Origin of the sequence: Winogradskyella costae (assembly GCF_013403865.1) — a bacterium.
Taxonomy (GTDB): domain Bacteria; phylum Bacteroidota; class Bacteroidia; order Flavobacteriales; family Flavobacteriaceae; genus Winogradskyella; species Winogradskyella costae.
This window is the reverse complement of the sequence record NZ_JABFDK010000004.1, coordinates 30,779-55,154: the sequence shown is the minus strand read 5'-3', so window position 1 is coordinate 55,154 and position 24,376 is coordinate 30,779. Positions and strand designations below refer to the sequence as shown.

Here is a 24,376-nt window from a genome sequence, read left to right as displayed (position 1 = left end):
AGTAAGACATAAAGACAAACAATTTTATTGAAACATAACAAGCTCCATATCTCAATTTATTTTCTTCTGATATGGAGTTTTTCATTTGCACAACAATATACCAATTACGCTACAAAGAACGGTTTGCCAAGTAATCACGTCTATACTATTATGCAAGACGCCAAAGGCTTTATGTGGTTTTTAACCGATAAAGGCATGGTGAGATATAATGGTAAAACATTTAAAACCTTTACTACAAAACAAGGTTTACCTAATAATGATGTTTGGGATGCTTTTCCCACGCCAGATGGTAAAATTTGGTACCTATCCAAATCAACGCATTTGGGATATATAGAGAATGATAGTGTGTTATCATTTCCTAATAAAAATGAAGAAGAAACCATAAACCCTATATACTCAATTCAGCTAAATAATGAAGTATATCCGGCAGGACCCAAAAAGATTTATAAGTTAGAAAATAACGTATGGAGAAGTTTTGAAATTCAAATAGAAAATAAAACAAGAGAAGATTATACCACTGTTTTTAATGATAAGGTGGCTTATTTAGGCATGAGGTTAGAAGATGAAATCCTAAATGTTTATGATAACCAAAATCATATTTTAAGTAAAAGCTCTACTAAAGGTATTATTAATCAAAATAGTTCTCGAGGTCAGATAAGTGATAGCTTATTTTTTTGGGCTTCGGAAAAAACTTATAGTATTTTAAATCTAAAAACATATGCTTTAAAAAGTTTTAAATTTATAGATGAAGTTGGTATAGAAACCTTAAAATACCCTAGAATTAATTTAATTGGAAATTCAATTCAAATCTCAGGAGATCGCTTTGTAGGCACACTGAATAGGGATCTACATATCTCAAATCCTTTTTTCTTTCCGCCAGAGTTAAATGCACATTTTGGTTTTATAGACCAACAGAATACGGTATGGCTAGCTACGTTTACTAACGGAGTTTATAAATTACCTTACATAAAGCAAAACATAGTTTACCACTTTAATAATGAAAAAGTTCAAAACTTAAATTATATAAATAACGAGTTGTTTGCAAGTGTTTATAATAAAGGATTCTTCAAATACAATCCTATAAATAAAACCTTTGATCCCTATATAGCTTCTGACGATTATAATTTTGGCGGAGTTTACATTGATAGCCTTAAGCGTACGTATTTCTTAAAATATTCAGGCATTATTTCCGAAGGAGAACAAAAAAGAGTAGACATCAACTTTAATGAAAATGCCAAATCATCACGACATATTAACTCGTTTGTAAAGAAACTGACTTTTTTTAAGTCCAATTTATATGGTATTTATTCTTTTGGAATTTTTAAAATAAATGCTGAGAGCTTTAATATAGAAAAAGATATCATTCTAAAAGGAGCTAATGATTTCTTAGTTTTTAATTCCCGATTGATCATAGCCACCAATAATGGCTTAAAGGAATTAGAAAGCGATACTATAAAAAAAATAGAGTTCGACGATGGAATTTTTAATAAACCAATACTCAGTATTAAAGCATTATCGGAATCAGATATTTTAATTAATACCGATGGTTTTGGGAGCTATATTTCGGATTTAAGAACGATGAAGCCTTTAGAATATTCTGAATTTTTAATCGTTCAAGACGCATTTATTCAAGACAACGCGATTTGGTTAGCAACTAATTCTGGTGTGTTGCATTATACCAAGATCAACAACGAATACAAATTAGTTAAAGCGTATAATAGTAACGATGGTTTACCAAATAACAATATTAATACCGTTAGTGTTGTCAAAGAAGATTTAATTGTTGGGACTAATAATGGATTGGCCATTGTACCACTTAATCAGACAAAAAATGATTTATTAATTGATGTCTTTATCACTGAAGCCACATATAATCAACAATCCATTACTAAAGGTCATACTGCATTTCGTTATGACAATAACAATACGGTAAATTTTAAATTTGAAACTATCGATTATTCCGAAGATAGGCTTAAAAATGAAGGGTATTTCTATAAGTTAGAACCCTTGCAAACCGATTGGGTTCATACCACAATTAATTCCGTAAATTATAATAATCTTCAGCCAGGAAATTATGTGTTTCAGGTATATAATAAGTCCATTTCAAAGGATATAAGTTTCAAAGTTAAAGCCTTGTGGTGGCAAACGTTTTGGTTTAAACTCATAGTAGTATTAATCGGTATTTTTCTTATTGTTTTAATATCGAGATTCATTGTTAAAAAATCTGAATTTAAAAAGAATCAAAAAATATTTGAAGATAAACGTCTAATAGAGCTTCAGCTAAAAGCCTTACGCTCACAGATGAATCCCCATTTTGTGTTCAACTCCTTAGCGGCAATTCAATTTTATATTAACGAAAATGATTTTGAAGCATCAGAAAGGTATCTGGTGAAATTCTCTAAACTTATCAGACAATTTTTCGAACTCTCTAAAGAAAACGAAATCTCATTAGCTTCAGAAATAAGCTTGCTTCAAAGTTATTTAGAAATAGAAAAACTGCGTTTTAAGGAGAAACTAAGTTTTAAAATTAATGTTGATGACGGTTTATTTGTGGAAGATATAAAAGTGCCTACCATGATTTTACAACCTATTATTGAAAATGCCATCAATCATGGTTTATTCAATAAGGAAGACAACGGGACAGTTACAGTTAATTTTAAAAAAGGAGATGAGGATAGTTTAATTGTAGAAATTATAGATGACGGAGTAGGATTTGTAAATACAGCTAAGGGACAACGTCAAGGGGTGAAGTCATCGAGTGTTTTAAAAGACCGATTGCATTTTCTGAATAATTCTAAAAAATGGAATATCTCGTATTCAGAGCAAGAACTTTATCCAGATCAATACGAAAAAGGGAATAAATCCATATTTATAATGCAAAAATTATGATTGAAAATCTTAACGCGGTAATTGTCGATGATGAAATTTCGAATATTAAAGGTCTGCAAAAAAAAATTAAAAATTTATTTCCAGATATTCACATTGTAGGTAGTTATCAAAAACCAGAATTGGCTATAGCAGCCATAAAAGAGTTAAAGCCGCAATTGGTCTTTTTAGACATACAAATGCCAAGAATTAATGGTTTTGAATTGTTAGAAGCTGTTGATGTGATCGATTTTCAGGTCATATTTGTAACAGCATACAGCGAATATGCGATACAAGCATTTAAGCAAAACGCGATTGACTATATTCTAAAGCCGATTGACGACATAGAATTAAAGTTGGCCGTTGAGAAAGCGATTAAAAGCGTGGAAGCTCAAGATAATGTAGAACTAAATTCAAAGTTGTTAAAATTAATTTCAACTACAGTTACAGACAATAATAAGCTGATTGTTCCTACCGTTAAGGGCTTATCATTTATCCCTCAAGATGAAGTTTTACATATTGAAGGCTATGAAGGTTATACTAAAATCCATTTAGAAGATAATTCTACTTTAATGAGTTCTTATAACTTAGGGAAGTTTGAAAAAGTGATGTCCTCTAATTTTTTTAAATGCCATAAATCGCATATCGTAAATCTCAATAAGGTGAGACATTTTGAAAACGAAGGGTATTTGGTATTAGAAAATAAACAACGTATTCCAATTTCTAGAGCTAATAAAAAAGCGTTTCTAGAGCTATTTAATTAAGTAGACTTACGAGCAAAATAAGATAGAAGCGCAATGCAATTTCAAGCCATTAGCAATTAAAATTTCAATTTAATTTAAAAAATAGGGTAACAAATCGAAGCTTGTTTTGATATAAGGGTGATAATAAATTAATAACACTCTTAACTCAAAACAATATGAAAACAAGACAAGCAATTTCAAAACTTTCACTAGGGTTAGTTCTAGTGTGTAGCGTTCTATTTACATCCTGTGAAAAAGAGGAAGGTATAGACATTCCTTCAGGTAATGGCAATAATGAAATAGGTGCTATAGACCAAGGTATAAATATTCAAAGAGATTTTATGGGGAAAATAGTAGATGAATCTTCTATGCCTTTAAGTAATGTAAGTATTACAATTGGAAACAAAGTAGCGTCAACTGACGCTAATGGTGTTTTTATGATTAGCGATGCACAAGTCAAAGAAAGACAGGCCTACGTAATCGCAGAAAAAGCAGGTTTTATTACGGGCTTAAAAACGGTAGTACCTACAGAAGGTATGAGCAATGTGCAAATTATGCTTGTTGCTAAAAATCTAACAGGTTCTGTGTCTTCAGGAACAAATAGTGAAGTGTCTCTAGGTAACGGTGCTAAAGTAAAGTTCGATGGTGCTTTTAAAGATGAAGATGGAAATGCGTACTCTGGTAATGTTGATGTGTATATGTATCATTTAGACCCTGCACATGGTAATGTTTACGATGTAATGCCTGGAAATTTACAAGCTATAAACAATGACGATGATGAGCAATTACTAGAAACGTATGGTATGTTAAACGTGGAATTAAAAGGTGATTCTGGTCAGAAATTAAACATAGCAGATGGTCATTTGGCTGAAATACATATGCCATTAGATCCTGCACAAAGTGGAGTAGCACCTTCAACAATTCCATTATGGCATTTTGATGAGGTCAATGGTTATTGGGTAGAAGATGGTGAAGCCAATTTAATTGGTGGTGTATATATTGGAGACGTTTCTCATTTTTCTTGGTGGAATTGTGATGCCCCTTTCCAAACCGTATCATTTTGTTTAAATGTTGTAGATGATGTAAACGTGCCAATTTCTAATGTAAAAGTATCATTAGGAAGAGCAGGAGAAGTCTATCCTAGATATGGATTCTCAAATGCAAATGGAGAAATTTGTGGGCTAATTCCAGCAAACGAAACCATAACGCTAACAGCATATGATCAATGTGGAGCAGTCGTATTTTCAACAATTATAGGACCATTTTCAACGGATACTAATTATGGCGACATTGTGCTTTCAGGTACTGTAACCGAAGTAATATCAGGTAACTTAGTAAATTGTAGTAATGCTAATGTTACGGACGGTTATGTGAATTTAAATTACGGAAATCAAGAAGCATTGGCTGAAGTTACTAATGGAGCTTTTGCAATGAATATTATTAAATGTGCTTCCATAAATACGTTTTCATTAGAAGGAGTAGATTACGATGCGTTTCAATCAACAACCGTTTTGCCTTCTAATTTAAGTACACCTAATGTTGGTAGTATCATGGCTTGTAGTGCGGTTACGGAGTTTATTTCTGTGCAAGTAGATAGTGATCCTGCAGAATATCTTTTAATGGATCTCTATGCGTATCAAGAAGGACCAATAAACGGTATGTTTGTAGTGTCTAGTCAATCCGAAGATGGTTCAATTGGAGTAGGTGGTGATACAACCACACCAGGTACCTATACAACTCCAGACTTTTGGGTACAATCGTCTATGTTAGATATGGATTATAATGCACCAGATACGCTGCAATTTACTATATCAAATTTTGGACCGATAGGAGGTTATGTCGATATGACTATAACTGGGACCTATACGGATACGAGCGGTGCCGTAAGAAACTTAGCAATCACTATTCATGTGCTAAGAGATAGTTAATAGAAAAAGAAGAATAATACCTAAAGAGCCATTTCATAGTTTGAAATGGCTCTTTTTGAGTTAACATAAATAGGGTATTGGTTAATGGTTTTAAAAGCGTTTAGGTAGATTCATCCATAATATTTCAGGACTGAATAAAATGACAAAACCAAAACATAAAAAAGCGATCATTGTAATAGCTATTATAGTAATCGTTACTGTGCTACTATCATTCTTAGCAAATAGTTTTATTGAACAAAAAATAGGTGAGGAGCTTCAAAATGTTTCCGAATCCACTAAAATCGAGTATACAACTATTAATGCTAATATATGGACAGGTCATGTTGAGGTGAAATCCCCAACAATCCTTGTCTCAGGAGAAACAACTAACAAAACCATTTTAGACGCAAAACTTAAATCTATAGAAATCAATGATGTTGGCTATTGGGATTTACTTTTTAATGATAAAATAACGATTGAATCCCTTGTAATCGATGAGTTAGTAGCAAAATATAAACATAACTCAGTTGTGAAGAATGAGGATTACCAAAGCAGCTTTCTAGATAAAATCAAACAGGTTATTCATGCGGAAAAAATCGCGATTACTAAGGCCGATGTTTTAATAACGAATTATGAAAGTGATTCTATAATTTTGAGTATTCCTAACTTAAATTTCGAAGTTCTCGATTTACAAATAGATCCTAAAGCATCAACAGCAAACAAGAAAATTACATATAATAATTTTGAATTAAAGGCTGAAAATCTAAAATGGGCAACCAATGCCTATGATGATATCTTGGCTGATGCCATACACATTACTAACAATAAAGCTACATTTAAAGCCTTCAAATTAAAAACGAAATATTCTAAATCAGAATATTCAAAAATTCTCACTAAAGAACGCGACCATTTTAACTTAAACATAGAAGAGATACTGGTTTCAGATATGGATTTTGGACTTGATAGTTCTGAAGACTTTTATTTCAATTCCAAAAAAGTGAATTTAACCGCACCTAAAGCCGAGATATATAGAGATAAATTAGTAGCAGATGATTTGTCATATAAACCATTATATGGAACATCTCTTAGAGATTTAAACTTTAATTTGGGAATAAATACGGTTGAAATCACTGATGGAAGTCTTTCATATTTAGAAAAAGTAAATGTAGATGAAGAAGCTGGTCGTTTAGATTTTAACAACCTAAATGCTACATTTACTAATTTAGGAAACACATTTGGAAATGATGATACGGCTATTGAAATACAATCAACCTTTATGAATGATTCACCTTTAAAAGTGAATTGGAGTTTTAAAGTTGCTGACACTACAGATCAATTTGTCTTCAAAGCTGATTTAGGTTTTTTCAATGCAGCTCAAATGGATCAGTTTACAAAACCTAATCTTAATGTGGATTTAAATGGGGAATTAAAACAAACCTACTTTACAATTAGTGGTAACCCACAAAATTCTCGTATAGATTTGAAAATGAAATATGATGATTTTGAAGTGTCAATCCTAAAAAAAGACGGTAGAGAAAAGAATAAATTTTTATCGGGTTTAGTCAATCTATTTGTCTCAGAAGATAGTGAGGACGACAAAAAGGATTACCGCTACGGCCAATCCGAAAATGTAGAACGAGAAACTAACAAATCTGTATTTAACTTTACATGGTTAAATATCAAATCGGCTTTACTTTCTGCTATGGCGGGAAACGGTGAAGAGGAGGATTAATTTGAATTTAAATAGTCTAAAGTCAATTGCGTAAATGCTTTCACGCCAAGTAACATGCCACTATCATCAATTTTGAAATCGGGTGTGTGATGCGGAAACGACTCTGTTGCACCAGGTGTCATGCCTCCTAAAAAGAAATATACGCCAGGAACGACTTCTTGAAAGTAAGAGAAATCTTCTCCACCAGTTGTTGCTTTCATAAGTGAAACATTAGCGTCACCAGCTGCTTTTTGCAATGATGGTAATACTTTTGCTGTTAAATCCGAATCATTAAACGTAATAGAGGTGAAATTTTGAAACGTAATAGTTGCTTCGCCTCCATAGGCTTTAGCGATTGTTTCCACCATTTCTGTCATGCGTTTTTCAATATGAGCGCGCATTTTAGGATCTAGTGTTCTTACCGTTCCAATCATTTCAGCGGTTTCTGGAATGATATTAAATCGTGTGCCAGATGTTATCTTACCAACAGTAATTACCGCAGCTTCGTTAGTGAGATCCGATTCTCTACTAATAATCGTTTGCAAACCATCTATTATTTTTGCCGAAATCAAAATCGGGTCCACTCCTGACCAAGGTTGAGAGCCATGTGTTTGTTTCCCCTTTACATCAATGACAAAGCGCTCTACTGCAGCCATAATGCCACCCGTTTTATAAGTTATAGAACCAACAGGAGTTCCAGAGTCAATATGAAGACCAAATATAGCATCTACTTTAGGATTTTCTAAAATCCCTTCTTTAATCATCAATTTAGCACCTCCTTCTTCGCCTGGTGGGGGGCCTTCTTCTGCAGGTTGAAAAATAAATTTGATCGTCCCTTTTATTTTGTCTTTGTGTTTTGATAACACTTCAGCCGTAGCCATTAAAATTGAAATGTGCGTATCATGACCACAAGCATGCATCACTCCGGTTTCCGTATTTAAAAATGTCGTTTTTACTTTAGATTTAAACGGTAAATCGTTTCGTTCTGTAACAGGTAATGCGTCTATATCTGCTCGTAACGCAACAACTTTCCCTGGTTGATCGCCTTTCAACAAGGCAACAACTCCAGTTTTAGCAATACCAGTTTCTACGTCTAATCCTAAAGCTTTTAAATGTTCTGCTATTTTTTCAGCCGTTTTAAATTCGCGATTTGATAATTCTGGATTCTCATGAAAATGATGTCTCCATGCTATCATTTTGTCTTCAATTGCATTAATGTCGTTTTCTATAGAGTTTTGAGCATTAGAAAATAGCGCTAAAAAGATGAGGAGTATAGTTAAATTTTTCATGGAATAAATATTTCTACTAAGATATTGAATTTTAATAAAGTACAAATTTTATGAGTTTGTTTATAATTTATGCCATTTCCATGCGGTAAACTATAGGACTATGCGTAATTTTACTCCTTCAAAAAATTTTAGCTTGGAAAAGTATCTTAGTCAACTTAATGAGGCTCAATTAGCGCCTACCATACAGATTGATGGACCAATGATAATCATTGCTGGTGCAGGTTCTGGAAAAACACGTGTGCTCACATTTCGTATTGCTTATTTAATGAGCAAGGGAGTGGATGCCTTTAATATTTTGGCATTGACCTTTACAAATAAGGCGGCCAAAGAAATGAAAGGCAGAATTGCAGATATTGTTGGAGATGGTGAAGCTAAGAATCTTTGGATGGGAACATTTCACTCTGTATTTGCTAAGATTTTACGTTTTGAAGGCCATCATCTAGGCTATCCTAGCAATTTTACAATTTACGATACCCAAGATTCACAAAAATTAATGGGTTCTATTATTAAAGAAATGGGACTCGATAAAGATATTTATAAAACGAAGCAGGTTTATAGCCGAATTTCTTCTTATAAAAACAGCCTCGTTACCGTAAAAGCATATTATAAAAATCCAGAACTGATGGAGGCCGATGCTATGGCCAGACGTCCTAGAATGGGTGAGATTTATAAAGAATATGTAGAGCGTTGTTTTAAGGCGGGGGCCATGGATTTCGATGATTTACTGTTGAGAACAAATGAGCTTCTTACACGCTTTCCGGCAGTGCTAGCACAATATCAAAATAGATTTAGATATATATTGGTAGATGAGTATCAAGATACCAACCATTCGCAATATTTAATCGTTAGAGCATTAGCTGATCGTTTTCAAAATATATGCGTGGTAGGGGATGATGCTCAGAGTATCTATGCCTTCCGTGGTGCAAACATTAGTAATATTCTAAATTTCCAAAAAGATTACGATGGTGTGCAAATGTACCGATTAGAACAAAATTACCGTTCTACTAAATGTATTGTTGGTGCAGCAAACTCTGTAATAGAACACAATAAAACCAAATTAGATAAGATTGTTTGGACGGCGAATGATGAAGGGGAAAAAGTAAAAGTACATCGCGCTTTAACGGATGGTGATGAAGGGCGTTATGTTGCTAGTACCATTTGGGAAACAAAAATGAATGAGCAACTTCACAACAGTGATTTTGCAGTATTATACCGTACCAACGCGCAGTCTAGAGCTATTGAAGATGCATTGCGTAAGCGTGATATTCCTTATCGCATTTATGGAGGATTATCATTTTATCAACGTAAAGAAATTAAAGATTTAACCGCGTATTTGCGTTTAATTTTAAATCCTTCAGATGAAGAAGCGTTAAAACGAGTTATTAATTACCCTGCAAGAGGAATTGGTCAAACCACTGTAGATCGATTAATTGTAGCAGCCAATGGGTATGGTAAAACTATTTTTGAAGTCTTAAAAAACCTAGATAGTATTGATATTAATATCAATGGCGGAACTAAAAATAAGTTGAGAGACTTCGTAACACTTATTGAAAGTTACCAAGTAATGAATCAGACGGCAAATGCGTTTGATCTAGCAGAACATGTCACTAAAACAAGTGGATTAATACGAGAACTGAACAAGGATGCAACACCAGAAGGTGTGGTAAAAATGGATAACGTTCAAGAATTACTAAACGGTATTAAAGATTTCGTTGAAGGTCAATTAGAATTGGCAGATGCAGGCGATTCTTTAGCTGAATTCCTAGAAGATATTGCTCTAGCAACAGATTTAGATGGAGATAAAGGCGATCCAGATCATGTCGCTTTAATGACAATTCACTTGGCAAAAGGATTAGAATTTGGTCATGTATTTATCGTTGGTTTGGAAGAAGATTTATTTCCAAGTGGTATGAGCATGAATACACGAAGTGAATTGGAAGAAGAACGCCGTTTATTTTACGTAGCTTTAACTAGAGCAGAAAAACAAGCTTATTTAACATATACCTTATCGCGTTACCGATGGGGAAAATTAATAGATGCAGAACCTAGTCGATTTATTGAAGAAATAGACGAGGAATTTGTAGATATAGTAACACCATTAAGAGAACAACGAACGAATCCAATGTTAGATCAATCTATATTTGGAGATATTGAACCTAATCGCATTCGATTCGCGAAACCAAAAACAGCAAAAATTTTGAGAAAAGAGTCTAAGAAGAAACCTGAGAAATTTCAAATTAGTACACCAAAAAAGATGAAGCCACTAGCAGATACTGACGAGGTATCGGGCTCATTTAATACTAAATTAGAAGTTGGTAACACTGTCAATCATGATCGATTTGGTAGAGGTGAAGTGATGACAATTGAGGGCACTGGAGCTGATGCAAAAGCTGAAATTAAATTTCTGAACGGAGATACTAAAAAATTACTTTTGCGCTTTGCTAAACTTGAAATTTTAAGAACGAAGCAAGATTAAAGGTAGGTTTCAATAAATACTTTTAGTTTTAGTGTGGTGTCAATCAAATTAAGATCAGTCCATCCATGTCCTTCATCAGCATAAAGTGTAAATTGATGTGCAATGTCAAGCGCTTCTAGTTGATCTCGCATAGCAGTACCTTGGGTTATTGGGATTAAAGGATCGTCTCCTCCATAAAATAAAATGGTTGGAGGTGCTGTTGCTGTGACGCTATGATATGGACTTACCGTTTCTAAAAAATCTGTTGAGGTATCAACGCTGTAAGTGTCTAGTAGTTCTTGCAGAACTACGTTGGTGTTATTTAGGTAGGCAGGATCTGTAAAATTTGTTGGACCAACAATACTACAAACCATATCTACTTGGTTGTTGCTATCAAATTTATAACTCCATAATAGGGACAGATGTGCACCAGCACTAGCGCCGATAAAACCTAGGTCATTAGAAATGGTATAATGTTCTTGGTTGGTTTTTAGGTAATTAACAACGCTCGTTATATCATTAATTTGCATAGGGTAAGGTGAATTGTTTTCATCCGCTAATCGGTAATTGATATTTACAACAGCATAGCTTGGCATTTGATCTTTGATAAAATTCTTAATAGCAGTCATATTTTCTTTATCCCCTGAAGTCCAACCCCCTCCATGAACTAAAATAATTGTTTTCGTAATAGTTGTTCGATTGGCTGGTAAATACAAATCAAAAACCTGATTCTCGTCGTCACCATAAGAAATATTGAGAGCTTCGTAAGACTCTGACGTGTTTAACGGTTCTATACCTCCCTCATCAGAACGTTCAGTAGAGCAAGATGTCATTACTGAAATTGACATAAAAAAGATGAATACAAATTTTAAATACTTCATATTGAAAAAAATATAGTTACTTTGTATAACGTATTTGAAAGATACATATTATGGCCGAGTTTATTAAAATATATCCAGAAAACCCGAATCCGAGAGAGATTCAAAAAGTAGTTAAAGTATTAAGAAATGGAGGATTAATAATCTATCCAACAGACACCGTTTATGGTTTAGGATGTGATATTACTAATATAAAAGCTTTAGAGCGTATTGCTAAAATAAAGGGAGTTAAGTTAGAAAAGTCTAATTTTTCATTTGTTTGTGAAGATTTAAGTAATTTAAGTGACTACGTAAAGCAAATTGATACCACTACGTTTAAAATTTTAAAACGTGCCTTACCTGGACCATATACTTTTATCTTGCCAGGATCTAAAAACTTACCAAACCCTTTTAAAAAACGAAAAACTGTCGGAATCCGAGTTCCAGATAATTCTATTGCCTTAGCGATTGTTACGGCATTAGGTAATCCAATAGTTTCAACATCTATAAGAGACGAGGATGATGTACTAGAGTATACAACAGACCCTGAGCTCATTCTTGAAAAATGGGATAATTTAGTTGATTTAGTTATTGACGGTGGCTACGGAGATAATGAAGCCTCAACGATTATCGATTTATCCGAAGATACACCTATTGTTGTAAGAGAAGGTAAGGGGAGCTTAGAGATTTTTTAAATTGAACGCCTTGTTCAGAGCGGTTTCTTAATCGTTTAAGGTACGCGAGAGCAGCACCATCTTTTTTGCTAATGGTCTCTTTTTTTAACACAAATATCTTTTTTATTAAGTTAATAGCTACATTTTAGAACCATTAAACGGATTAAATTTTGAGTTGTTACTGTTTTAGTAGTGAGTTGTTTATGTGTTTTTAGTGTGTTTTATGTGTTTCTTTTCTTACAAAAAATATCATTTTGTCGGATTTATTTTGTGCTTAATAGTAGTTATTGTATTATTGCTGTTTTATATTAATTAATTAACTTATAATTTTGAATACAAAAACAAAAGTATACACAGGCCTTTTTTTAGTATTATCAACTTTTTGTATCGCCCAATCAGGGCCAGGAGGAGTCACTACAGATAACGAAATATGGCTAAAGGCCGAAAATAGTACTTATACAGATGCAGGTACAATTCCAGCTGATAATAACTCATTGATACAACAATGGAATGATGCTTCTGGTGAAGGTAATGATGCTTTACAAGGTAGCGGAAGTTATAAACCTAAATTAAAGACAAACGCAATAAATGGCTATTCAGCTTTAAATTTTGATGGCAATGATGATAGAATCTTAGCCACTGGTGTCGGATTTAGTAATCAAGTAAGTGTATTTGTTGTGCTAAAATCAACATCTTTTAGTGGTGGTACTAGAGGTATTATACAAGCGGGGCCATCTGGAACTTCGTTTTCAGGTGCATTAGAGGATAAATCTATTGGAATTTGGGCCAGTAGTAATGGACGTTTGTGGGGAAGAGGAACACAATCTAATCAAACTGTAAGGACTCTTGACAAAGAAACAGGAATAATCTTAGCAAATAATACCCCGTATGTAATAACGCAAGATTATAACGGTACAGACATAAATCAATATGTAAATGCGGAATTATCTACTTCTATTACTTATAATAATACTTTACGTAGCTTTAGTGATTTCGGTATTGGTAGACAGTCAGGTGATAGTTTTAACGGCGACATCGCAGAAGTTATTTTATACACAAAATCACTTAATTTAGCTGAAACTACCATTGTTGAAAATTATTTATCTTCAAAATATGGTACAGCTTTAGACGGTTCTAAAGATTTTTATGTACAAGATAATACTGGTAATGGAGATTTTGACCACAATGTAGCAGGTATTGGCCAAGCATCAGATGGTTCTAATCATTTAGCTTCTAGAGGAACAGGAATTGTTAGTATCAGTGCTGCTTCAGATTTAAATGATAGCGAGTATTTGTTTTGGGGAGAAGATACTAAAGATCCAGCATATGATTTTGCTACAAACACAGCAAACAACTCTCAAGAGTTAACGTCTAAGTGGCGTGTTAGTGAAACCGGAGATTTAGGTACAGTAACAGTAGAATTTGACATTACTACTATTAGTGCAGCTGAAGAAGGTTGCCAAGGCTTACAATTAGTTGTAGCTAATAATGATACTTTTACTACATCAACAGCTTATAATTTAACAGTTTTAGATAATACAGCAACAGCAACAGGTGTTTCTTTTGCTGACGGCGATTATTTTACATTAAGTTTCATTTCTGATATTGTTTGGGATGGTACGGATTACTTTAAAGGTTCAGTCGTTTCAGGTGCTCCAGCAGCTACAGATACTTGTTATGGGTTAATCATAAAATCAGGTACTGATGCAGTTCTTAGTGCAGATGCAGAGGTTAAATCAGTATTGGTAGAAGCAGGGGCTAGCTTAACTATTGATTCTGAAGTTATTTTAACAGTTACCGAGGCTATGACTTTAACATCTGAATCTGATAGTTTTTCAAGTTTAATTTTAAACGGTACTATTAATGGTACAGTAAATTATGAGCGTTACGTAAATACATTGAGTACAGGTACGGGAGGAAACGATTTAATTTCGCTTCCTTTAATGCCAACAAGTTTAACATTTGATACCTTTATTACTAATGGAGAAAATGCTACTGAAATAGCAGACAATGGTACATATTACGCTTTTGCACCTTATAATAATATTACGGCTTCAGCTTATGAGAATTTCCTTATGGGAGCAAGTGATGTGTTACTTAAGGCTAAAGGTTATAGAGTTGCTACAGATAATGGAGACCTTTTAACTTTTACAGGAATTCCTGAGAATGGCACTGTAACTTTCCCAATAGCTAATCCTGCTTTAGGAAGCGAATGGAACCTTATTGGTAACCCATACACTAGTTATGTAGATGCAGATCTATTTTTAAGTGTTGCAAATGGCGCCTTATTAGATGCTTCTGCAGTGGCTATTTATGCTTACAACAGCGGAATTTATTCAGGAGCAGCACCAACAAATAGTAATTTTACGGTTATTAATAAAGCTACTATCGCAGCATTAACTGGAGAGAACTTTAATATAGCACCAGGTCAAGGCTTTTTTGTAGCTTCAAATGCTGCAGGAGGATCTATTGAGTTTACACCTGCTATGCGTACATTAAGTGGAGATGATGATTATATTGCAGGTAGAACGTCTAATGACAGTGAATTCTTTAAGTTAAACTTAATAGGTTCTGAAACCTATTCTACAAGTATATTCTTTAATACTAACGCTAGTTTAGGTTTAGATCCTGGTTATGATGCTGCAGTGTATGGTGACGATTCAGAAAACTATCCTATATTCTCTCATTTAGTTGAAGAAAACACAGGGAGAGCAATGGCTTTACAAGCTATCAATAATACAGATTTAACGTCTGTTTCAATTCCATTAGGGGTAAATGCCAACCAAGGAGAAGCAATTACATTTAGTATAAACACATCTAACTTAGCGAATACAACACTAGTGTATTTAGAAGATACTGTAGCTAATACATCTACATTGTTAAACTCTGGAGAATATACATTAACACCTAGTACTAACTTAAGTGGTACAGGTCGCTTTTACTTACAGATTTCAAATAGCACATTATCTACAGTAGATAATACCTTAGACCAGTTAAATATTTATACCAGCGAAGCAGATAAAACAATTGTTGTTGCAGGGCAGTTAGCAAGTGCAACTAAGGCTACGATTTACGATTTGCAAGGACGTGTAATTGTTTCGGAAAGTTTAATGACATCTAGCAGATCTCAAGCCATTGATGTGAGTGGATTAAGTACAGGTGTTTATATTGTAGAATTAAACAATAAAACACAGCACAAAACACAAAAAGTGATATTGAAATAAGCAGAGTATACCCATGTATTAAATGTAACTATAAGAGTGAAAGCGATAATTTAAACATTATGCTTTCACTCTTATTGGTTTCTTTACACTATAGAATAAAACCAAACCAATAATTCCTGTTACAAAAAAACCGATAAAAAGCGGTAAGACAGACGTTTTTACAAAACTACCAATATAGTTAGCAATTGGTACAGCCATTATGGTAGATATAAAACCATTAAGTGCAGATCCTACACCAGCAATGTGTCCCATAGGTTGCATAGCTAAAGCTCTATAATTTCCAAATAAGAACGCTACACTCGCAAACTGAAGCATTAAAAATATAATGAGTATTTCTATAGGGGGATTTACACCAGACCAAAATATGATGACATAAGTTAATGAGTTAATCACAAATACCAATAAGGCAATATTTACCAAATTCCACATGCCAAAGCGCATTACAATGGCACTATTTAAAAAGGTTGCTAGTCCAATCGTTACAGCCAAACTGGCAAAAATATAAGGGAACATCTCTCCCAAACCATATTGCACTTGAAAAATTTGCTGAGAAGTACTTAAGTAAACCATAAAAGATCCTGTGGCTAAACCAGAAAGTAAGGTATAAATAACCGCAGATTTTATTCTAAAGAATGTAATGGCACCAGATTTAAAAATGGCTAATCGAAAGGTCTTCTGATATTTTTTGTGAAGCGTTTCGGGTTGGCGTCTCCAAAACCATAGAATAACCAAGGATCCAAAAATAAGATTAACAATAAATATAGATTGCCATCCAAAATGTCCTAATAAAAACTGACCTAACATGGGGGCAATCACAGGGACTAAAATAAAAGTCATAGTTACCACAGATAAGATTTTTGCCATATGATCACCATCATATGAATCTCGTACAATAGCAATACTCATCGTTCTAGGTGATGATAAGCCAACACCTTGCAGCACACGTCCCAAAAGCATTATTTCAAAATTTCTAGTAGTAATGCATATAATAGAAGCAATTATAAAAACACCAAATCCAAAATAAACCATTGGTTTTCGTCCAAAACTATCTGATAATGGTCCAAAAATAAGTTGTCCAAATCCTAAGCCTAAAAATATTGCTGTAATAAGTTTTTGGTTTTCCGTTTCATTAACACTACCTAGATAGTCCCCAATTTTAGGTAATGCCGGTAAAAGTGCATCAATAGATAAAGCAACAATAGACATCAATGCTGCCATTAATACTACAAATTCTAATTGCGACCTTTTTTTATTTTCCATGGCGCAAAAGTAATATATATATTAGCTACTTTTGGATAGATGTTATTCTAATATCGGATACTCACATTTAATATTGACATATAATGCTCAGTAAAACATTAATAGACTTATTTAAAAGAGACCTTCACAAATTAATTGAAGAGATTAATCTATATAAGGATGAATCTCATATATGGAAATTAGAAGGATCAGTGACTAATTCTGCCGGAAATTTATGTCTTCACCTTGTTGGAAACCTGAACCATTTTATAGGTACAACTCTTGGGAATACTGAATATATTAGACAACGTGAATTAGAGTTTTCGTTGAAATATGTTTCAAGAATGGAATTGATAAAGCAAGTTGAGGCAACCATTATAGTCATAGAAAACACGCTACAACCTTTAAGTGAATCCGATTTACAAAAAGACTATAATCTTCCTGTTTTTAAAGAACCTAAAACTACAGCGTACGTTCTAATACATTTAGCGATGCACCTGGCCTATCATTTAGGACAGATTAATTTTCACAGACGTCTGTTAGATTAAATTTCAGTTTGATGATTGCTATTTAAGGGGATTTCTAAACGTATCTTTGTGTAAATTTTAAACTAAGGATGCAACACTTCAAAGATTCACCTAAACGATCCAACACAGATAAGCCAAAAGTAACCATGGCAACCGCTTTTAAAACCATTATTTGGCCAAGGCGGAAATTAGTTTTTATTGGTTTGATACTCATTGTAATTCGTAGTTTATCAGGGCTTATTTTACCATGGCAAAGTAAAGTGTTGCTAGATGATGTGGTGCCTAATAAAGATTTTGATGGACTTTACACACTTATTGGTATTGTATTAGTTGCTATTTTGATACAAGCCGTAACGTCATTTTTATTAACTCGAATTCTAAGTGTACAAGCACAATATCTTATTTCAGAATTACGAGCACAAGTTCAAAAGAAAGTACTTGCCTTACCGATTAGTTTTTTTGATAATACAAAATCTGGTGCATTAGTGTCTAGAATAATGACAGATGTAGAGGGGGTTAGAAATTTAATTGGTACAGGATTGGTGCAACTTGTTGGGGGTACGTTTACAGCCATTGTGTCTTTGGTGATATTAATAAAACTAAATGCGTGGATGACTTTATTCGTTTTTGTGCCGCTTTCACTTTTTGGAATCGTGGCTTTAAAGGCTTTTAAATACATTAGGCCCATTTTTAGAAATCGCGGAAAGATTAATGCTGAAGTTACCGGGCGGTTAACCGAAACATTAGCAGGAGTACGCGTAATTAAAGCATTTAATGCTGAAGAGCAGGAAAACCAAGTGTTTGAAAAAGGTGTAGAGCGCTTGTATGAAAACGTTAAAAAAAGTTTAACAGCAACCGCGTTAATGACGAGTTCGTCAACTTTTTTAATCGGTGTAGCAACGACAGGAATTATGGGAATTGGTGGTTATTACATGATTATAGGTGATATGTCTGCAGGTGAATTTCTATTCTTTACCCTAATTCTAGGATTTATGATTGCGCCAATAGTTCAAATGAGTAACATCGGTAGCCAATTAACAGAAGCATTAGCAGGTTTAGATCGTACTGAAGAATTAATGAATTTGGCTACAGAAGACGATCAAGCAGAAAGAACCATTGTGTTAGAAACGATGAAAGGAGATATCAAGTTTGATAATGTCACCTTTGCGTATGAAAAAGGAAAACCCGTTTTACACGATATTAATTTTGAAGCACCATCTGGATCTGTAATAGCGTTAGTAGGAAGTTCAGGATCTGGTAAATCTACTATTGCTGGTTTATCAGCTACATTTTTAAATCCTGATTCAGGAATTATTACCATTGATGGTCAGGATTTATCTAAAGTGAAATTAAGTAGTTTTAGGCGGAATTTGGGTGTCGTGTTACAAGATGAATTTTTGTTTGAAGGTACGATTAGAGAAAACATTATGTTTCCAAGACCTAATGCAACGGAAGCACAATTACAAAAAGCAGTAAAAGCCGCTTATGTTAATGAATTTACAGATCGTTTTGACGAAGGTTTAGAAACGTTGATTGGTGAACGTGGTGTAAAGCTGTCTGGTGGCCAGCGTCAACGTATCGCAATTGCAAGAGCTATTTTGGCAGACCCTAAAATCATAATTTTAGATGAAGCAACGTCTAACTTAGATACAGAAAGTGAAGGTTTAATTCAAAAAAGTTTATCAGAATTAACCAATAACAGAACGACGATTGTTATTGCACACCGTTTAAGTACCATTAAAAAAGCAGATCAGATTTTAGTGATAGAAAATGGACGAATTGCAGAACGCGGCACACACGATGAATTGTTAAAAATAGAAGGACGCTATTATGATTTGTACACGTTTCAGGCAAAAATATAGTGTTAAACACAAGGTAAACTACTATAAACCTATAACGTTTTGTATAAATTTAGGCCCATTTAATAATTCAATTCTATGAAATTCAAAATTCTATCATTCTTTTTATGGTCCTTACTAATTTTTAATCTCAGTAGTGCGCAAGAAGTCACCTTTGAAGATTACAACCCTGAATCCACACTTGTCGTTCCAGGAAAAATAATTAATCGCGCTAAGTTCCCATTTATAGATGTACATGGTCACCAATATAAAATGGCGACGCAAGATCTAAAACCCGTTATTACCGCAATGGATTCCTTGAATTTGCAAGTCATGGTTAATTTGAGTGGAAGAACTGGAGACAATTTAGTAAAAGCAATATCTAATGCAAAACGCAACTATCCAGGACGCTTTGTGTTATTTTGTAATATCGATTTTGAAGGTGCAGGAGCTAAAGGTTGGATAGAAAAAACGGTAAAACAATTAGAAGCCGATGTAAAAGCAGGTGCTGTTGGACTTAAAGTCTATAAAAGTTTAGGACTACGTAACAATGATTCTGATGGTAAACGATTGACGGTCGATGATTCTCGATTAGATGCCATTTGGGAAAAATGCGGAGAACTAGGTATTCCTGTTTTAATTCACTCAGCAGATCCTAAATTATTTTGGGCAGATTTTGATAGTAATAATGAACGTTGGTTAGAGTTAAAATTAAATCCAAGACGTAAAAGGAGTGCTACAGATCCTGTACCGTGGGAGCAGATTATACAAGAGCAACATACCATGTTTAAAAAGCATAAGAATACTACGTTTATTAATGCGCATATGGGGTGGTTTGCTAATGATTTAGGTCATTTAGGTGAGTTATTAGATGACATGCCAAATATGAATGTTGGTATCGGAGCTATCATCGCAGAGCTTGGTCGCCAACCAAGATTTGCCAAAGCATTTTTTGAAAAATACCAAGACCGAATTTTATTTGGAAAAGACAGTTGGAAGCCTGAAGAATTCCCAACCTATTTTAGAGTGTTGGAATCTGATGATGAATATTTTCCTTATCATAAAAAATACCACGCGTTTTGGCCAATGTATGGTTTGGATTTATCAGATGATGTTTTAAAAAAAGTGTATTATAAAAATGCGTTGAGAATTGTACCAGGAATAGATAAAAGTAAGTTTCCTGAATAGGTAAAATTTAGAGTTGAATGAGTATTATTACGCGTTACACTAAAGAGACCTTTCAAATTGTTATAACTTGAAAGGTCTTGATTCTATACTCTAACTTGAAATCGAAATTAAGTTTTCACGTGAGATATAATTTCGATTTTAAGTTCAGATTCAATTTCTAAAGTGGAATATTCCCATGCTTACGGTTTGGTCTTACAACATCCTTATTTTCGAGCATACTAAACGCTTTAATTAACTTTCGTCTGGTATTTTCGGGTAGAATAACGTCATCTACAAAACCTCGTTCGGCAGCGCTGTATGGATTCGCAAATAACTTAGCGTATTCTGCTTCTTTCTCTTTCCATTTAGCTTCTTTATCGTCCGCTTTAGAGATTTCACGCTTAAAAATAATCTCTGCCGCACCTTTAGCGCCCATAACTGCAATTTCGGCATTAGGCCACGCAAAATTCATGTCTGCGCCAATATGCTTTGAGTTCATTACATCGTAGGCTCCACCATAAGCTTTTCTTGTAATAACCGTAATTCTTGGCACTGTAGCTTCGCTAAACGCATAGAGTAATTTTGCGCCATTCACAATGATACCATTCCATTCTTGATCCGTACCAGGTAAAAATCCAGGAACGTCTTCTAATACTAATAATGGAATATTAAAACAATCACAAAAACGTACAAACCGCGCAGCTTTTTTAGAACTATTTACATCTAAAACTCCAGCTAAAAACATAGGTTGATTGGCAACAATACCAATACTTTTCCCAGCTAAGCGCGCAAAACCTACAATGATATTTTCTGCATAATCTTTGTGGATTTCGTAAAAAGAGTCTTCATCAATAATACCTTTTATAACCTGATGCATATCATAAGGTTTATTAGGATTATCTGGTACAATCGTATTTAGGTTATCCCTGACTTCATCGTTAAGTTCAAAAGGAATATCGTCAGCTTTTTCTTTATTACTTTGCGGTAAATAGCTTAAGAGCTTTTTGATATCCTCTAAACATTCAACATCATTTGTAGATGTAATGTGAGCCACACCAGATTTTGAAGAGTGTACACTTGCACCACCTAATTCTTCACTAGTAACTTCTTCATTAGTAACTGTCTTTACAACATTTGGGCCTGTTACAAACATATAACTGGTGTCTTCAACCATCATTGTAAAATCGGTCATAGCAGGGGAGTAAACCGCTCCACCAGCACAAGGCCCCATAATTGCAGAGATTTGAGGTATAACGCCAGATGCCTGAACGTTTCTATAGAAAATATCAGCATAACCACCTAACGAACGTACACCTTCTTGAATACGTGCTCCACCAGAATCGTTAAGGCCAATAATTGGGGCTCCGACATTAACAGCCATATCCATAATTTTACAGATTTTTTCGGCATGTGTTTCAGATAATGAACCACCAAAAACAGTAAAATCTTGAGCAAATATGTAAATCAATTTTCCATTAACTGTGCCATAACCTGTAACAACTCCATCTCCGTAGAATTGCTGATCTGCCATCCCGAAATCTTTTGTTCTATGGGTCACTAAGGCTCCAATCTCTTCAAACGAACCTTCGTCTAGTAAGTAAAGTACGCGCTCTCTTGCTGTTAATTTTTTCTTTTGATGTTGTTTGTCTATTCGTGCTTGTCCACCTCCAAGTTTGGCAAGTTCTAGTTTTTCGTTTAGGATTTTTATGTTATTGTTCATGCTCTATGGTTTCTGGCAAATGCGTAATTGTGCAACGCTCTGTGTATTATGTTGTTTATAGTCTAGTTAGTTGTCGTTTTGTTATCAGTGGAATAAAAAATGCTGTAGACTGAAACTGCGACTTAAAACTAACGCGGTACTTTTAAAATGTTTTGTTCTTTTAAAAAATGCTTTAAGGCAATTTTTGCAGCAATTTCTGCTTCTAATGTTTCCTGATCTTGTAAAAGGCTAGGTGAGTAGTACTTTTTTACAAAATGCGTATCAAAATTTCCACTTCTAAAAGCATCGTGCTCAAAAACAAAACGACCGAAAGGCAAGGTAGTTTGCACTCCTTCTATATGATAGTTGTCAATGGCTTCTATCATCAGTTCAATGGCTTCTTCACGTGTTTTGCCATAAGTGATTAGTTTAGATAGCATTGGATCGTAATAAATAGGGATGTCCATACCTTGTTCAAAACCATTATCGACTCTTATATTTTTACCCTCAGGTAGTACGTAAACTTCTAAATTCCCCACGCTAGGTAAAAAATCATTCATCGGATCTTCAGCATAAACTCGTAACTCTAAAGCGTGACCGTTAATTTTTAAATGCTCTTGTTTGATATTAAGATGTTCGCCTCTAGCAATTTTAATTTGAAGTTCTACTAAATCGACTCCAGCAATCCACTCCGAAACAGGGTGTTCAACTTGAAGTCTAGTATTCATTTCTAAAAAATAGAAATTCAGATTGTCATCCAATAAAAATTCGACTGTTCCGGCACCGATATAATCACAAGAACGTGCTACATTAATAGCAGCTTGTCCCATTTTTTCTCTAAGTTCTGGCGTTAAAACCGCAGAAGGAGCTTCTTCGACTACTTTTTGATGGCGACGTTGTACGGAGCATTCGCGTTCAAATAAATGAATAACATGGCCATGCATATCTGCCATTATTTGTATTTCGATATGTCTAGGTGATGCCACATATTTTTCAATAAATACAGAACCATCTCCAAAGGCATTTTTGGCCTCACTGATAGCTCTGTCCATTTGCGATTCAAATTCAGCTTCGTTTTCAACAATACGCATTCCTTTTCCTCCACCTCCAGCAGAGGCTTTAATAAGGATAGGGAACCCGATTTCTTTTGCTATTTCCTTAGCTTCAGGAATATCCGTAATGGCTTCATCAGTACCCGGAACCATAGGTATATTGTAGGCTTTAACCGTTTCTTTTGCCGCTAATTTGCTTCCCATAACACGGATCGCTTTAGAACGTGGTCCGATAAAAATAATGTCATTAGCTTCACACAATTCGGCAAAATCTGCATTTTCACTTAAGAATCCATAACCAGGATGAATGGCATCAACATTGAGTTTTTTTGAAACTTCAATAATTTTATCTCCTCGTAAATACGATTCATTGGACGGTGCAGGGCCAATACAAACGGCTTGATCTGCGTATTTAACGTGTGGAGAATTTCTATCGGCTTCAGAAAATACAGCAACCGTTTTAATGCCCATTTTCTTTGCGGTTTGCATGACTCTTATGGCGATTTCTCCTCTGTTTGCGACTAATAGTTTTTTCATAGTATTACCTGCCAAAGCAGGTATCTTTTTAATTAAACTTGTTTTATTGAAAGGTTCTCGGTAGATTCTGCCTAAAAAGGCAGAACACTCCAACTGACGTTAATTTTACTCAAACTCAATTAAAAGCATGTTTTTATCGACAGTCTGACCTTGTTTTACCTGAATGGATTTTATAACTCCTTCCCGAGGTGAATTAATCACATTTTCCATTTTCATAGCTTCTAAAATTAATAACACATCATTTTCTTTAACCTGTTGACCTTCTTTTATATTGATTTCTAATATGAGGCCAGGCATTGGAGCTTTAATATCATTAACTTGTTTTGATGCACCAATTTCAAAACCTAAGGCCTCGATTTGTTGGTCTAAGGCATCATAAATATCAACCTCATAAGTGTTATTATTCACTTTAATTGTATATAATTTTTGATTAAAATCAGATGTTATGATTTCGGCATTTATAGGAGTGTGGTCTTGAAGAATATGATATTTATTATTGGCTGTTTCAACAGCGTCTAGTTGTTCAATGTTTTCGTTTGTGACATTAAAAACATAGGACGTGTTAACTTTTATTTTGTACATAATATTGAGT

Annotated in this window: 16 protein-coding genes; 10 read left to right on the top strand and 6 right to left on the bottom strand. The window is 34.2% G+C overall.

Going from position 1 to position 24,376, the window contains the following annotated elements:
* Positions 1-27: 27 nt before the first annotated feature.
* The 4 genes from HM986_RS10465 (at position 28) to HM986_RS10450 (ending at position 7,247) form a co-directional block, all read left to right on the top strand.
* Entirely contained in the window at positions 28-2,889 is a 2,862-nt protein-coding gene (locus tag HM986_RS10465) for a sensor histidine kinase (RefSeq protein WP_179335042.1), read from the top strand.
* A complete protein-coding gene (locus HM986_RS10460; RefSeq protein ID WP_218841429.1) occupies positions 2,886-3,629 on the top strand; it encodes a LytR/AlgR family response regulator transcription factor in 744 nt (247 codons plus the stop codon). Before HM986_RS10465 ends, HM986_RS10460 begins: the two co-directional genes overlap by 4 nt.
* A 155-nt stretch (positions 3,630-3,784) precedes the next feature.
* Positions 3,785-5,536 (top strand): hypothetical protein, encoded by a 1,752-nt coding sequence (locus HM986_RS10455; RefSeq protein ID WP_179335041.1) that lies wholly within the window; start codon positions 3,785-3,787, stop codon positions 5,534-5,536.
* Positions 5,537-5,675: 139 nt separating this feature from the next.
* Positions 5,676-7,247 (top strand): hypothetical protein, encoded by a 1,572-nt coding sequence (locus HM986_RS10450; RefSeq protein WP_179335040.1) that lies wholly within the window; start codon positions 5,676-5,678, stop codon positions 7,245-7,247.
* Here the strand turns inward: HM986_RS10450 and HM986_RS10445 are convergent.
* Positions 7,244-8,515 (bottom strand): amidohydrolase, encoded by a 1,272-nt coding sequence (locus HM986_RS10445; protein ID WP_179335039.1) that lies wholly within the window; start codon positions 8,513-8,515, stop codon positions 7,244-7,246. The two genes, HM986_RS10450 and HM986_RS10445, sit on opposite strands and share 4 nt — an antisense overlap.
* 133 nt (positions 8,516-8,648) lie before the next feature.
* Between HM986_RS10445 and HM986_RS10440 the strand changes: the two genes are divergently transcribed.
* A complete protein-coding gene (locus HM986_RS10440; RefSeq protein ID WP_179335038.1) occupies positions 8,649-10,991 on the top strand; it encodes an ATP-dependent helicase in 2,343 nt (780 codons plus the stop codon).
* On the opposite strand, the gene HM986_RS10435 is transcribed toward HM986_RS10440, so the two are convergent.
* Positions 10,988-11,851, bottom strand: coding sequence for an alpha/beta hydrolase (locus tag HM986_RS10435; RefSeq protein ID WP_179335037.1), 864 nt, complete (start codon positions 11,849-11,851; stop codon positions 10,988-10,990). The two genes, HM986_RS10440 and HM986_RS10435, sit on opposite strands and share 4 nt — an antisense overlap.
* Before the next feature lie 50 nt (positions 11,852-11,901).
* Here HM986_RS10435 and HM986_RS10430 point away from each other — a divergent pair, with 50 nt between their 5' ends.
* Together HM986_RS10430 and HM986_RS10425 are read left to right on the top strand one after the other, a co-directional pair.
* Positions 11,902-12,522 (top strand): L-threonylcarbamoyladenylate synthase, encoded by a 621-nt coding sequence (locus HM986_RS10430; RefSeq protein ID WP_179335036.1) that lies wholly within the window; start codon positions 11,902-11,904, stop codon positions 12,520-12,522.
* A gap of 308 nt (positions 12,523-12,830) precedes the next feature.
* Complete coding sequence (locus tag HM986_RS10425) at positions 12,831-15,725, top strand: T9SS type A sorting domain-containing protein (RefSeq protein WP_179335035.1); 2,895 nt, start codon at positions 12,831-12,833, stop codon at positions 15,723-15,725.
* Positions 15,726-15,782: 57 nt separating this feature from the next.
* On the opposite strand, the gene HM986_RS10420 is transcribed toward HM986_RS10425, so the two are convergent.
* Positions 15,783-16,985, bottom strand: coding sequence for a multidrug effflux MFS transporter (locus HM986_RS10420; RefSeq protein ID WP_179335034.1), 1,203 nt, complete (start codon positions 16,983-16,985; stop codon positions 15,783-15,785).
* A gap of 83 nt (positions 16,986-17,068) precedes the next feature.
* On the opposite strand from HM986_RS10420, the gene HM986_RS10415 reads away from it, so the two are divergent.
* The 3 genes from HM986_RS10415 to HM986_RS10405 all read left to right on the top strand — a co-directional run bounded on the left by HM986_RS10415 (position 17,069) and on the right by HM986_RS10405 (position 20,517).
* Complete coding sequence (locus HM986_RS10415; protein WP_179335033.1) at positions 17,069-17,512, top strand: DUF1572 family protein; 444 nt, start codon at positions 17,069-17,071, stop codon at positions 17,510-17,512.
* A gap of 68 nt (positions 17,513-17,580) precedes the next feature.
* Complete coding sequence (locus tag HM986_RS10410; protein ID WP_179335032.1) at positions 17,581-19,353, top strand: ABC transporter ATP-binding protein; 1,773 nt, start codon at positions 17,581-17,583, stop codon at positions 19,351-19,353.
* 75 nt (positions 19,354-19,428) lie between these two features.
* A complete protein-coding gene (locus tag HM986_RS10405) occupies positions 19,429-20,517 on the top strand; it encodes an amidohydrolase family protein (RefSeq protein WP_179335031.1) in 1,089 nt (362 codons plus the stop codon).
* A gap of 157 nt (positions 20,518-20,674) precedes the next feature.
* Here HM986_RS10405 and HM986_RS10400 read toward each other — a convergent pair whose 3' ends face one another.
* The 3 genes from HM986_RS10400 to HM986_RS10390 form a co-directional block, all read right to left on the bottom strand.
* On the bottom strand, positions 20,675-22,216 hold the full coding sequence (locus HM986_RS10400) for an acyl-CoA carboxylase subunit beta (protein ID WP_179335030.1): 1,542 nt from the start codon (positions 22,214-22,216) through the stop codon (positions 20,675-20,677).
* Positions 22,217-22,344: 128 nt separating this feature from the next.
* Complete coding sequence (accC, locus tag HM986_RS10395; RefSeq protein ID WP_179335029.1) at positions 22,345-23,784, bottom strand: acetyl-CoA carboxylase biotin carboxylase subunit; 1,440 nt, start codon at positions 23,782-23,784, stop codon at positions 22,345-22,347.
* 105 nt (positions 23,785-23,889) lie between these two features.
* Entirely contained in the window at positions 23,890-24,366 is a 477-nt protein-coding gene (locus HM986_RS10390; RefSeq protein ID WP_179335028.1) for an acetyl-CoA carboxylase biotin carboxyl carrier protein subunit, read from the bottom strand.
* Positions 24,367-24,376 lie beyond the last annotated feature (10 nt).

Excerpts from the sequence above, each read along its gene's own strand:
- HM986_RS10460 (WP_218841429.1), top strand. The coding sequence starts at position 2,886 with ATGATTGAAAATCTTAACGCGGTAATTGTCGATGATGAAATTTCGAAT.
- HM986_RS10455 (WP_179335041.1), top strand. The coding sequence starts at position 3,785 with ATGAAAACAAGACAAGCAATTTCAAAACTTTCACTAGGGTTAGTTCTA.
- HM986_RS10450 (WP_179335040.1), top strand. The coding sequence starts at position 5,676 with ATGACAAAACCAAAACATAAAAAAGCGATCATTGTAATAGCTATTATA.
- HM986_RS10445 (WP_179335039.1), bottom strand. The coding sequence starts at position 8,515 with ATGAAAAATTTAACTATACTCCTCATCTTTTTAGCGCTATTTTCTAAT.
- HM986_RS10435 (WP_179335037.1), bottom strand. The coding sequence starts at position 11,851 with ATGAAGTATTTAAAATTTGTATTCATCTTTTTTATGTCAATTTCAGTA.
- HM986_RS10430 (WP_179335036.1), top strand. The coding sequence starts at position 11,902 with ATGGCCGAGTTTATTAAAATATATCCAGAAAACCCGAATCCGAGAGAG.
- HM986_RS10420 (WP_179335034.1), bottom strand. The coding sequence starts at position 16,985 with ATGGAAAATAAAAAAAGGTCGCAATTAGAATTTGTAGTATTAATGGCA.
- HM986_RS10415 (WP_179335033.1), top strand. The coding sequence starts at position 17,069 with ATGCTCAGTAAAACATTAATAGACTTATTTAAAAGAGACCTTCACAAA.
- HM986_RS10410 (WP_179335032.1), top strand. The coding sequence starts at position 17,581 with ATGCAACACTTCAAAGATTCACCTAAACGATCCAACACAGATAAGCCA.
- HM986_RS10405 (WP_179335031.1), top strand. The coding sequence starts at position 19,429 with ATGAAATTCAAAATTCTATCATTCTTTTTATGGTCCTTACTAATTTTT.
- HM986_RS10400 (WP_179335030.1), bottom strand. The coding sequence starts at position 22,216 with ATGAACAATAACATAAAAATCCTAAACGAAAAACTAGAACTTGCCAAA.
- accC (WP_179335029.1), bottom strand. The coding sequence starts at position 23,784 with ATGAAAAAACTATTAGTCGCAAACAGAGGAGAAATCGCCATAAGAGTC.
- HM986_RS10390 (WP_179335028.1), bottom strand. The coding sequence starts at position 24,366 with ATGTACAAAATAAAAGTTAACACGTCCTATGTTTTTAATGTCACAAAC.